Below are 12,019 nucleotides of genomic sequence, written 5' to 3' on the forward strand. Positions count from 1 at the left end.
ATATGAACCTGACGGATAGCATTAATCGCCCGACCCTACATGAAGAGTTGGTCGAACGCTTGCGCAATCTTGTCGTCGAAGACGTTTTGAAGCCGGGTGAGAAAGTGCCCGAGAAACAGCTTTGCGACTCATTGGGTGTTTCCCGGACACCATTGCGAGAGGCCCTAAAGGTTCTTGCATCCGAAGGCTTTGTGGTGCTTCAAGCCAACCGGGGTGCCCGTGTCGCGAGTGTTACGAGGGAAGAATTGGAAAACACGTTTCCAGTGCTCGCAGCGCTTGAGCAACTGGCGGGGGAACTAGCGTGTCAGCAAATGGACGTTGCGGAAATTCAACGGATTGAAAGTAGCCACAAGGATATGCTGAGCGCGTACGAAGCGCGTGATCGACAGGCGTACTTTAAAGCCAATCAAGACATCCATCAGGCACTTATAAAGGGCGCGCGAAACGACATACTGGAAAACCACCATAAGCTTTTGGCCGCGCGGGTCCGCCGTGCACGTTTTTTGGCCAACTTGTCGGACGAGCGTTGGGCACAGGCAATTGACGAACATAAAACCATGATGGAGTTGCTCAAGGCCCGAGATGCAGATGGGCTTGGTAAGGCAATGAAACTTCACATGATGAACAAACTTTCGGCGCTTGTAAAAGCGCTGAAGCCAGAAGTGACGCCTCGCTAAACTCTGGTCAAAAGTGCAGTCCGGCTTCCCTCAGATATGCCGCTAGTCAGTGCTAACATCAGGAAACGGGGGAGTCAGTCCACAGTCCAGGGCGAGATTGTTGAGGTCTCGGCAAAGAGCGGGGTTGAGGCTTACACCGTCTTTGCGACGGGCCTCAGCTGCAGCCGTTTTTCCGTCTCCGGGCAGGCGTACCGGGTCATGACCGGGCAGGGGGGCGGATGCGCGCATTTCAGAGAAGACGCGGGCTGCATTCGAAGCAAAGTCTTTTTCCATTCCAAAGGCCGCCGGATCAAGCGCCATTACGAATTGCCCTGTGTTCGTGGGTGAGGTTGTGTCTGATGTGAAGTTGACTACGTCAGAGCCGAAGGCAGCGCCGTTCAAGACTCCGGCCATCAACCCTATGGCCACGGAAAGGCCGAAACCCTTCGGACCTCCGATCGGCAAAAGAAACCCTTCTGATTTGCGGGCAGGGTCCGTTAACGGATTGCCATCACGCCCAACCATCCAACCTTCGGGCATAGGTTCGCCTTGCTGCAACAGGGTCTTGATCTTACCCATCGCGGCAACTGTCGTCGCCATATCAAACACAAACGGGTCGGGGCCATCGGCAGGTGCAGAGAAAGCGATAGGATTGGTGCCAAGAAGCAAGTCGCTTCCGCCATAGGGCGGAACGTGGTTAGCACTGCCCACCGCTGCGGCCATGCCAAGCATTCCAGCTTCGGCTTGTGGGCGCACATAAAGTGCCAAAGGTCCAGCATGATTGCCGCGCCGAACACCGACCCATCCGATACCTGCCTCTTTCGCCTTTTCTATCGCAAGATCTCGCGCCGCCGACATAGCCAAATGCCCAAGTCCGTCATCGCCGTCAATCAACGCGGTCGCGACAGACTGATGTATGACGGTAACGTTTGGTTTGGCGTTGCACCCGCCTCCGGCCAATCGGGCAAGATACTGGCGCAAGCGAAAGACTCCATGGGTGCCATATCCGAATATGTCGGCCTCAACCATCGTCGAAGCCACCTGATCTGCATCCGCTTTTGGAACACCTCGAGTTTCCAGCGCGCTCGCCACAAATTCACGCAAGGTCTGGCAGTTTATTTTCACTGGCTCAGAAGTCATCTCTGCCAACCTGCTCTTTGTGCCAGAACACCAGTTTTCGCTGTGTCCAAACCACCGTCGCAAATACAGCGAGACCAACGAGACTTAGGTACAGGATCAAGGAGAACACGCGCGGAGTATTGAGCTGCGATGCCGCAACACGGATCAACTCACCAAATCCCTTACCGCCCCCCAGGAACTCTCCTGTGATCGCGCCTGCCATAACACCAACTGCTCCGATTTTGAGGCCGGTGAATATCTGCGGCAGACCGGTTGGCAGTTTCATCTTGATCAATGTCTGCATCCGGCTGGCGCCCATCGTCTTGAACAACATGCGCGCGTTTTCGTCGGCGGCGTGAAGTCCGGCCGCAGTCCCAACCACGATTGGAAACGTCGCGATAAAGGCCGCAAGTGCCACCTTGGATTCAATGCCGAAACCCAACCAAGCCACAAAAAGAGGAGCGAACGCGACTTTCGGCATCGTATCGATAGAAACCAAATAGGGCATTACTGCCTTCTCGCCAAAGGCTGTTTCGCCAACCAAAACACCAAGCGAAAATCCGATCGCGATTGCCAGCGCAAAACCATAGATGACCTCTTTGATGGTAATCCACAGTGCCCCAAGCATGTAGCCGCCGGTCAAAAGGTTTTGCCCCACGAAGATCATATCTTTGAGGGTCTCCATCGGCGTCGGTAGAATGATCGGAGAGACCAGCCTAAGGCTGGTCACAATTTGCCAAGTTCCGACAAAAACCACGAAGACAAAGGTCATCGCCAGCCAGCGAGGAACCGAGTCGATAAAGTGAACCTTCTGCTCCCATACAGTGTCTTCTGAGGGGGCAGCGTCTTTTACGGAAGGTGAGTAATTCTGAACTTCGCTCACATTTCTTCTCCCTTATCAAGGAGGCTGCGAATGTAGTCTACGATAGCGCCGAATTTGGGTGTCGTCATCATGTCGAGTGTTCGTGGGCGTGGCAGGTCGACCTCAACGATTTCAGCAATCCTGCCTGGGCGCGGTTTCAAGACGACAATTTCGTCAGACAAAATAACAGCTTCCTGAATTGAGTGCGTCACAAGAAAAGCAGTCGCATCCTGTTCCCTGCAAATCCGCTGCAATTCCATGTTCATCATGTCGCGTGACAACTCGTCGAGCGCGCTGAACGGTTCGTCCATCAATAGCACGGCTGGTTCCGTGATCAGCATTCGGCAGATCGAAGCGCGTTGTGCCATACCGCCTGACAATTCGTTCGGATATACGTTTTCGAACCCTTGCAAACCTACGATGTCCAAAAGTTCATGCGCCTTGGCCATAGCTTGCTTGGCCGCCGCTTTTCCATCGCGGATCTCAATTGGCAAGACGATGTTTTCCACCGCTGTTTTCCATGGGAAAAGCGTCGCTTGCTGAAACATCATACCGATGTCCCGGCGGGTCCCAGTGACTGGTTGCCCCTGAAGGATTACACGCCCTTTGGTGGGCGGGATCAGACCCGCCATGATCTTTAGTAGAGTTGACTTGCCGCACCCGCTGGACCCGATGACAGATGTGAAGCTTCCTTTCCGAAGCGTCAGATTGATGTCCTCGAGAGCGACAACAAGATTGCGTGCATAGGTCTTGCTTACATGGGTCAACTCATAGACCGGCGTGCCCAAAGGCGCGCCGGAAAACTCATGTGTGACTACAGCGTTCATTTGCTGACAGCCGCGTTGCCGATGGCAGCAAACTCGTTGGTCCAAGCAGCGCTCAGGTCATCCAGCGGCCCTGGGATTTCGCCCCCTGCAACAAGTGCGTCTTGCCATTCCTGCCAAACTTCGGCGGGGTACCATCCCAGGCCATTGCTCGGATCCGCCGCGATAGTTTTCGAGCGTACGGCATCGAACAGTGCTGACTGGAACTCCTTGTCCTCGCCTTCCTGCGGGTTGCCATCCGCCAAATGCTTCAAAACAGCTTCACGGTTGGCATCATCCAGTGCAAATGCATGACCACGTGCGAACGCGCGGCTCCAAGCTTCGACCAATTCACGGTCGTTGGCGATTGTGTCAGCCATTGTGGCGATGCCGTTACCGAAGAAACGCCCGAACTCCGCAGGCGTGATGTCACGCACCGCCATTCCGCGCTGGTTCAGAATTGCCGTGTCAGCCGTCGAAGCAGAGTAAGCGTCGATTTCGCCGTTTAGGAAAGCCGCGGTCGCCGGGCCACCGTCGCCGACGGTAAGGAAGGTAAAGTCTTCACCCTCTTTCATGCCTGCTCCGGTCATCACGTTACGTGCAAAGCCGACTTCTGCGCCATCGGCCGTACCTGTTCCGATAACTTTACCTCGAAGCTCTTCAACACTTTGGATGTCAGAGTCTTCTGGCACGGCTATGCCAAAGTTGCTGCGTGCCGCAACGTTGTAGATGTGTACGGCATCTACATCCCGCGACCGTGCGGCAATTAAGGGGCCAGGACCGGGGCGACCGAAGTGAGCCTGTCCGGCGGACAATGCTTGAAGCACGGCTCCTGAGCCGTTGATCGCCTCGACGGTCACATCCAACCCTTCATCAGCGAAATAACCTTCGCCGATGGCGACAAAAACCGGAAATGAATTGATTGCCGAAGGGCTTGGCTGCACGAAGGTAATTTTACGCAAGTCCTGCGCAAAGCCCTGTGTTCCTAGTGCTCCTGCTACCGGAACCGCCGAAAGCAAGGACGCTGTGAAAGTCCTTCTGTTCATCATTTTAGTCTTCCTCCCTTGCATGGTTGGCAACCTGCAGATTCAGCTATGCAGGAGCCACTTAAACGACGCGCACGGTATTCCTGAGCGTGCCGATTTCTGAAATTTCACAAACCACAGTGTCCCCGTCTTTCAGGAACTGTGGGGGGTCCATGGCGTATCCGACACCAGACGGTGTTCCGGTCGCGATTACGTCGCCAGGTTCCAGGGTCATACCTTCTGAAAGGGATGCGATCAGCGTTGGAATGTCGAAAATCATGTCCGACGTCGATCCGTTTTGGCGCTGTTCGCCGTTGACTGTTAATCCGATTGATAGAGCGTGCGGATCGCTGATTGTATCAGCGGTCACTATGAAGGGGCCCAATGGGCAAGACCCATCTAAACCTTTGCCTTTGAAATACTGCCCACCATGTCGGCGTTGAATGTCGCGTGCGGTGATGTCATTGAGGATCGTATAGCCGTATACATGGTCGTATGCGTCAGCCTTGGCTATGTTTCGCCCCGGTTTTCCAATCACAACTGCCAGTTCAACTTCATAGTCAATGGCTTGTGAGACCGAGGGGAATATCAGAATGTCTGCCTCTGGCGCCACAATCGATGTCGGCGGTTTTGTGAAGAAGACCGGATGCTCTGTTACTCCAATTTTTTGGTTTTGGGCACGTTCGCCCTCGGCGATGTGTTCAGCATAATTGCGCCCGACACAGAAAACGTTCTTACGCGGGGAAGGAATTGGTGCCAGAAACGGCACGTCATCCGGGACCAGTGCGTCGTTTAGATTACCCGTTTCGGCCGATGAAACGAGGGTTTTCAAAACGCCAAGCGTTTCTTTTCCGCCTGCGATCAGATGCTGCATTGAACCTGCGTCCAGCGCTTCGCCAAGCACTTGCGCTGCGCGCAAAACGTCCAACTTGCCGCCATCGTTTAGTATTGCCACGCAAACGGCGTGGCCCTCTACGGAAACAGTTGCTAACCGCACTCGGCACTCCTCCCTCGTGCTTGTGTCAAGACGTGGTCACGGATCCTGTCCGGCGACTCGTTTCTTGCTTTCTTCTCGCCCTTGAGTTTTTTCCGACTTGGCGTTTCAATCAATCAACCAATCGCTAAATTGGGTGGAGATATGAGTGCACCAACCGAACTCGCGCACCGCGTACGCGACCTGATTAACAATGCCGGATACAGGCATAACGACAGGCTCCCACCTGAACGTGAGCTGTGTTCAAAACTTGGGACCACTCGCAATCAGTTGCGAAGAGCGTTGGCAGAGCTTGAGGCCCAGGGGCTGATCTGGCGTCATGTGGGGCGGGGAACATTTGTTGGATCCAGGCCGGTTCTCAACCTCACCGATGTAACTTATTTGGGCAACCAAATTAAACCTGAGCAGGTTGTATCCGTTAGATTTACGATCGAGCCGCAGCTTAGCCGCCTCGCAGCGCTCCATTCCACACGTTCCGATCGTGAGCAAATGAGGCTATGCGCGGACAAATGTCGTACCGCAGAGGATTGGCGCACGTACGAAGCTTGGGACAATAATTTGCATTACGCTATAGCCCGCTCCACTCGTAACCAGCTCTTTTTATACTTCTTTGAGACTTTGAATTCGGTTCGAAGATCGATTGTTTGGGGGCAGCCACGCGAAAATTTAAAGCCCGCAGAAGACTATTCCAGCTTTAGCGAACATGATGTGATCGTGTCTGCCATAGCAAAGGGCGACTGTGAGCTTGCGGCCAGTGCCATGGTGGATCACCTGAAATCGGTTTATTCGCGGGTGCTGCCTACGAGCATCCAGTCCGACAGCTGAAGTAGCGCTGGCGCCCAACCAATTCGGGAAATGGTCGGGGCAGATTGTAGCCGTTGGTCTTGCAAAACAGCCTGAATTTTGGCGATGACTTGGTAAGCCGCCGCGTCCGTTTGAATGTGGCGTGGCATCGATCGGAAGGTATCTGACCGTTCGGAAATCCGATCTTTGGCAGTCAAGCGTTCAGGAGGAAAGCGATGTCCGATCATGTAATTCCCGCGCCGCAGGTGCATGTCATACCCGTATCGGGGGGCGGCACGTTCCCGGTCCGGCGTGTCTACTGCATTGGACGAAACTACGCGGCGCATGCAATTGAAATGGGCCATGACCCGAACCGGGAACCTCCATTTTTCTTTCAAAAGAACCCAAACAATTTGGACCCTTCGGGGGAATTCCCGTACCCTCCGCACAGTTCCGACGTGCACCACGAAGCAGAAATGCTTGTTGCGCTCAAGTCCGGCGGCACGAATATCTCGGTGGACGATGCATTGGATCATGTCTTTGGGTACGGCCTTTCGCTTGATATGACCCGTCGCGACCTGCAAGGGCAGATGAAAAAGATGGGCCGCCCGTGGGAAATTGGGAAAGCGTTTGAGCGCTCGGCGCCATGCGGACCAATTCACAAGGCATCAGAGGTCGGGCATCTCGACAGAGGTCCGATTACTCTGACGGTGAATGGTGAAGTTCGGCAAGAAGGCGACTTGAACCAGATGATTTGGAAAGTCCCCGAGATGATCTCGTATCTGAGCGACTACTTCGAGCTTGCGGCCGGGGACGTTATCCTTTCAGGGACACCTTCTGGTGTTGGTCCCGTCAACCGAGGGGATGTTATGGTCTTGGCCGTCGACAAGCTGGGCAGCCTGAACGTACGCGTGACTTAGAACCTGCTGCGACGACCTAACATTGCGAAAGAAACCGATGCTTGTGTAAACGGATATCAGATGCCCCATTTAGTCGCTGAATTGATTGCACACCATGCAGACACGGCAAATGCCATTGGCGCTCCTGGCCAGCCTTGGTTGAGCTACCTTGGTTTGCGCGAGCATTGTGCGAAGGTCAAAGAGGATCTGCATCAGATCGGAATAGGGCGCGGCGACAGGGTGGCAATTGTGTTGCCTAACGGACCAGAGATGGCGACGGCATTCATATCCGTCGCCCAAGTGGCGACGACGGCGCCTTTAAACCCTTCTTATACTATCGAAGAATATGTATTCTATCTCAAAGACTTGAAAGCCAAGGCTCTTGTAGTAAGCGAAAACGAAAGTGGCCCAGTCGTGCAAGCGGCGACTGAACTGGGTGTGGCCGTCTTGCGGATTTCTAGCGATAGTTCTCGTCCAGCTGGACAGTTTTCCGTTTTGGCCTGTGACCCAATTGGAGTGGCTGATACATCAGCGCCGGGTGAAGATGACGTCGCCCTGATACTCCATACATCAGGAACAACGTCGCGCCCCAAGATCGTTCCTTTGACGCAGGCCAATATCTACTCTTCGGCACGGAACGTGGCTTCGTCTTTGAAGCTGACAGTCGATGATCGTTGTCTAAGCATCATGCCGCTGTTCCATATCCATGGGTTGATCGCAGCAGTCGCGGCTTCTTTAGGCGCCGGATCGCAAATTAGCTGCGCCCCTGGGTTCAACGCTCTTAGCTTTTTTTCACAGGTCGCTGAGGTTGATCCGACATGGTACACGGCGGTTCCGACAATGCACCAAGCTATTCTCGCCCGAGCCGCCCGAAACCAATCAGTCATTGAGCAATCGCGCTTGCGTTTCTTGCGGTCGTCTTCCGCGTCGTTGCCCGCGCCGGTCATGGAAGAGTTGGTGGCGACATTCAATGCGCCTGTCATCGAGGCCTACGGTATGACTGAGGCCACGCATCAAATGTGTTGCAACCCGCTTCCTCCACAAAAGCAAAAGCCCGGATACGTCGGAGTAGCAGCGGGCCCTGAAGTCAGAATTGCAGACGAAACGGAAAATGTATTGATCGCTTCGCGGGATGTCGGAGAAATCGTTATCAGCGGTCCGAACGTGACCCCTGGGTATGAGAGCAACCCGCAGGCAAATGCAGACAATTTCTTTGAAGCGGATGGAAAACTCTGGTTTCGCACCGGTGATCAAGGGTCGTTCGACGAAGAGGATTATCTGCGACTGACTGGACGCCTTAAGGAGCTTATCAATCGCGGTGGAGAAAAAATCAGTCCACTTGAAGTTGACGCCGTGCTTCTAAGCCATCCGGACGTTGCTCAGGCAGTTTGTTTTGCCGTTCCCCACGAGAAACTGGGCGAAGATATAGCGGCGGCGGTGGTGCTCTCAGAAGGAGCGACGATTGCAGGTCAGGACGTCCGGGATTTTATTGGCGCACGGCTCGCAAAATTCAAGGTGCCGACTTCAGTGGTTATTCTCGAAGAGATACCAAAAGGTGCGACTGGTAAGATACAAAGGATTGGGCTGGCCGCTAAATTGGGACTGGCAAAGGCTTAGACACATGAAAGTTTGCATCTTTGGTGCCGGAGCTATCGGAGGTTACGTTGCCGCGAAGCTCGCGCAGACTGACGTCGACGTCAGTGTCGTTGCACGTGGCCCACATCTGGCTGCAATGCAAGAAAAAGGGCTGACTCTCCAAGAGGATGGGCAGGACCCAATCAATGTGCCAATACGCGCCTCGGACAATGCCGCCGATCTCGGCCCCCAAGACTATGTCTTTATCACACTGAAAGCGCATTCCGTTCCAGCAGTTGTGGACTCGATCCAGCCACTGATTGGGGATGAAACGACAATAGTGAGCGGAGTGAACGGGGTACCCTGGTGGTATTTCCACAAGCTGGGCGGTCCCTTCGAGGGGACGAGATTGTCATCTGTAGACCCGGGAGACGCGCAATGGAACGGTTTCGGACCGGATCGTGTGCTTGGGTGTGTTGTTTATCCGGCCGCGGAAGTCATTGCTCCGGGATCGATCAAGCATGTCGAAGGCAATCGTTTTTCTTTGGGTGAGCCCGATGGCACTAAATCAGACCGTGCCTCCAACTTTTCGGCTGCATTGTCCACCGCCGGGTTGCGCGCGCCCGTAAGACCAAGAATACGGGACGAAATTTGGCTGAAGCTATGGGGCAACTTGTCGTTCAACCCGATTTCCGCACTTACCCACTCAACACTTGATGTCTTGTGTACTGATGAAGGTTCACGCTCCGTGGCACGTGGAATGATGCTAGAGGCTCAGGAAATCGGTGAAAAACTGGGGGTTAGGTTCCCGATTGATGTCGAAAAGCGCATTGACGGAGGAGCGGCTGTCGGAGCACACAAGACCTCGATGTGGCAGGATTTGGAGCTGAACCGACCTATGGAAATTGATGCCTTGGTCACTTCAGTACAGGAATTGGGGCAACTGACCGGGATCGCAACACCCACAATCGACACTGTTGCATCACTTATAAAACTGAGGGCAAAGGTCGCGGGTCTTTACTAAGATTCTGCTGGCGATCATCTGAAGAGATCAGTTCTGGGCGGGCGGGGAGCTGAATAGCGATCCGGCGCTACAAAACGCGGATCTTTCAAGCGTCTTGTCAGAAGAACTTTGCTTGGGCGGGGCAGGAGTTTTGCTTGCTTTTGCCTATGACTAGACCTGCCTCTTTCAAATTCTTAAAACCAATCTCGAGATCATCCACCTTTCGGTGATGCTGTACATCCGCTTTGTCCGCATTGCGGTCGTTCGCTGCAACTTGCTTGAACGTCTACTTTGCGGACTAAACGGTCGTTAATTTGACGGGAGTATTGATCGAGGCATGTTGCTCATTCTTTCTTACTCATGGCTCGAAATTTGCCCGGAGTGGTACCAGTCCAACGCTTAAATGCGCGGGAGAAGCCCGACGGATCAGGAAAACCGACGCGCGGGCCAATTTCGAAGGCCGGCAAGTTAGAACTCTTTAAGAGTGCTACTGCTCGATTTCGGCGGTGCGCGTCCAATTCTGTGAGAAACGTGGTTTTGTGTATTGCGAAATGGCGTTTGAGCTCATTGGGCGTGCTTGACGCGATTTTCGCAAACTTCGCCATTGTCAGCGATGGGTCATTGAGATGCAGCTCCATCAGCAAGCTCACAGACGTCATAAAATCCGTTTGTCTGATATGGCCGTCGATTGGCTTTTGATTGGATTCGCCTTGGTTCGCCATCAACAACCACATTGCCGGAAATTTGAAACTTACCCCTTTTGAGCTGACTTGTTTCACTCGGGCGATAGAGCGCATTTCTCTAGGGATGGCGGACGGATCGCAAATGCTCATATCAAACCTACCTGCGTCCCATTGCGACCCACAACAAAGCTGCGTCAATTGCACTAAGAAACCCGCAAAATAGCCGTCTGCCTGTGCTGGTTTGCACGACGGCTCAAACGTGCGCACGGAGCTGAGCTCGGCCTGCTTTCCGCGTACAGATAGCTGATAATCAGCTAGCGAGGTCAAACTCTCGGCTTCAATCACCATTGACGTCAGTAGATTGCCCAGAGTGGCATCATTGGTTTCGAGGTTTTTCAAATTGGGGAGGCTTTCGAACGCGGCTTGAGACCCCACGTGATATCCCATGAAGGGGTCATCAATCACTTCGGCCAGGTCCTGCATGAAGTCGTACCATTTCTGGCCGGACATGAGTGCTTCGCCGATCTGTATTTCCTTCAGGCTTAAACCAGTTGGTTCCAACAGCGCATCAATATCAGCACCGCTTTGCAGTGCTATGGCGGCAAATGGCTGCGTCATTGCGCTGGTTACGACCGGAACGATGACTTTCTTCTCAGTCGTCTTTCCCAATGTTGTCCCATATCTCTGTTCAATTTGGGTAAACAATTTGCACCTAGGCGCCAAAATGGCAATGCAAATCCAGTGGGGTCTTGTCAGAAGAACTTTGCTTGAGCGGGGCAGGGCGGTTGCATAGCATTTAGGAATGACCAAACCTGCCTCCTTCAAATACTTCAAAACCAGCCCCGAAATCATCCGCCTGGCGGTGATGCTGTACATCCGATTTCCACTCTCGCTTCGGAATGTCGAAGATCTCCTGCATGAACGTGGGATCGATGTAAGCCATGAGACAGTCCGCTATTGGTGGAATAGGTTCGGCCCGATGTTCGCCGCTGAGATCAGACGGAAGCGTGTGCAGCAACTCCGAACCTTTTCAAAATGGAAGTGGCACGTGGACGAGGTCTTTGTGAAAGTGAATGGCAAACGGCATTATCTTTGGCGCGCTGTGGATGACGAAGGCGAGGTGCTGGAAGCCGTTGTAACGAAGCGCCGTAACAAAGCTGCAGCACTGAAATTTCTCAAGAAATTGATGAAGCGGCACGGCTGCGCCGAAGAGATCGTCACAGATCGCTTCGCTTCCTACAAGGCTGCCCTTAGAGATTTGGGTGCTCTCGAAAAACAACAGATGGGCAGGTGGCTAAACAACCGCGTCGAGAATTCGCACCTGCCGTTTCGACGACGCGAACGCGCGATGCAGCGTTTCAAGCGCATGCGAAGTCTACAGAAATTCGCCTCCGTCCATTCCTCCGTGTACAACCACTTCAACCAGGAAAGATCGCTAACCAGCCGAGACTCCTTCAAGCAGACACGCACCGCCGCTCTTAGCGAGTGGCGTCAACTTTGTTCCGGATAGGTTCGCGGTTTTCGCGGCAAACTGAGACTGGTTCGAATTCGTCTGACAGCACCCTTGTTGTCGCGCTTCGACAATCCGGCCGAAGGGCGTGTGGTTATGGTTGCGCA

Annotated in this window: 12 protein-coding genes; 6 read left to right on the forward strand and 6 right to left on the reverse strand. The window is 53.7% G+C overall.

The genetic code is table 11. The features are described from left to right. The first annotated feature begins 2 nt into the window (after positions 1-2). On the forward strand, positions 3-677 hold the full coding sequence (locus GOV91_RS20610) for a GntR family transcriptional regulator (RefSeq protein ID WP_171236829.1): 675 nt from the start codon (positions 3-5) through the stop codon (positions 675-677). Positions 678-719: 42 nt separating this feature from the next. Here GOV91_RS20610 and GOV91_RS20615 read toward each other — a convergent pair whose 3' ends face one another. The 5 genes from GOV91_RS20615 to GOV91_RS20635 form a co-directional block, all read right to left on the reverse strand. After that, the gene (locus tag GOV91_RS20615; protein WP_170494801.1) at positions 720-1,796 is read right to left on the reverse strand and encodes an Ldh family oxidoreductase; all 1,077 of its coding nucleotides are present in this window, start codon (positions 1,794-1,796) and stop codon (positions 720-722) included. Continuing rightward, the gene (locus GOV91_RS20620; RefSeq protein ID WP_170383463.1) at positions 1,786-2,658 is read right to left on the reverse strand and encodes an ABC transporter permease; all 873 of its coding nucleotides are present in this window, start codon (positions 2,656-2,658) and stop codon (positions 1,786-1,788) included. The genes GOV91_RS20615 and GOV91_RS20620 overlap by 11 nt, the downstream gene beginning before the upstream one ends. Then, complete coding sequence (locus tag GOV91_RS20625; RefSeq protein ID WP_170336353.1) at positions 2,655-3,464, reverse strand: ABC transporter ATP-binding protein; 810 nt, start codon at positions 3,462-3,464, stop codon at positions 2,655-2,657. Before GOV91_RS20625 ends, GOV91_RS20620 begins: the two co-directional genes overlap by 4 nt. Further along, positions 3,461-4,486, reverse strand: a complete 1,026-nt coding sequence (locus tag GOV91_RS20630) for an ABC transporter substrate-binding protein (protein ID WP_253282734.1) — start codon at positions 4,484-4,486, stop codon at positions 3,461-3,463. Before GOV91_RS20630 ends, GOV91_RS20625 begins: the two co-directional genes overlap by 4 nt. Before the next feature lie 61 nt (positions 4,487-4,547). Then, positions 4,548-5,462 carry a fumarylacetoacetate hydrolase family protein gene (locus tag GOV91_RS20635; RefSeq protein WP_371732348.1) on the reverse strand — a complete coding sequence of 305 codons (915 nt, stop codon included), beginning with the start codon at positions 5,460-5,462 and terminating at the stop codon, positions 4,548-4,550. Between the two features lie 141 nt (positions 5,463-5,603). Between GOV91_RS20635 and GOV91_RS20640 the strand changes: the two genes are divergently transcribed. The 4 genes from GOV91_RS20640 to GOV91_RS20655 all read left to right on the forward strand — a co-directional run bounded on the left by GOV91_RS20640 (position 5,604) and on the right by GOV91_RS20655 (position 9,740). Beyond that, complete coding sequence (locus tag GOV91_RS20640) at positions 5,604-6,284, forward strand: FadR/GntR family transcriptional regulator (RefSeq protein WP_170494798.1); 681 nt, start codon at positions 5,604-5,606, stop codon at positions 6,282-6,284. A gap of 194 nt (positions 6,285-6,478) precedes the next feature. Beyond that, a complete protein-coding gene (locus tag GOV91_RS20645) occupies positions 6,479-7,162 on the forward strand; it encodes a fumarylacetoacetate hydrolase family protein (protein WP_170383457.1) in 684 nt (227 codons plus the stop codon). 60 nt (positions 7,163-7,222) lie between these two features. Next, on the forward strand, positions 7,223-8,758 hold the full coding sequence (locus GOV91_RS20650) for an acyl--CoA ligase (RefSeq protein WP_171236830.1): 1,536 nt from the start codon (positions 7,223-7,225) through the stop codon (positions 8,756-8,758). 4 nt (positions 8,759-8,762) lie between these two features. Beyond that, on the forward strand, positions 8,763-9,740 hold the full coding sequence (locus GOV91_RS20655; protein WP_170494793.1) for a 2-dehydropantoate 2-reductase: 978 nt from the start codon (positions 8,763-8,765) through the stop codon (positions 9,738-9,740). Positions 9,741-10,063: 323 nt separating this feature from the next. On the opposite strand, the gene GOV91_RS20660 is transcribed toward GOV91_RS20655, so the two are convergent. Next, positions 10,064-11,071 carry an AraC family transcriptional regulator gene (locus GOV91_RS20660; RefSeq protein WP_171236831.1) on the reverse strand — a complete coding sequence of 336 codons (1,008 nt, stop codon included), beginning with the start codon at positions 11,069-11,071 and terminating at the stop codon, positions 10,064-10,066. Positions 11,072-11,204: 133 nt separating this feature from the next. On the opposite strand from GOV91_RS20660, the gene GOV91_RS20665 reads away from it, so the two are divergent. Beyond that, a complete protein-coding gene (locus GOV91_RS20665; protein ID WP_171236832.1) occupies positions 11,205-11,912 on the forward strand; it encodes an IS6 family transposase in 708 nt (235 codons plus the stop codon). Positions 11,913-12,019 lie beyond the last annotated feature (107 nt).

It is taken from the genome of Ruegeria sp. HKCCA6837 (assembly GCF_013034475.1).
Classification (GTDB): Bacteria; Pseudomonadota; Alphaproteobacteria; order Rhodobacterales; family Rhodobacteraceae; genus Ruegeria.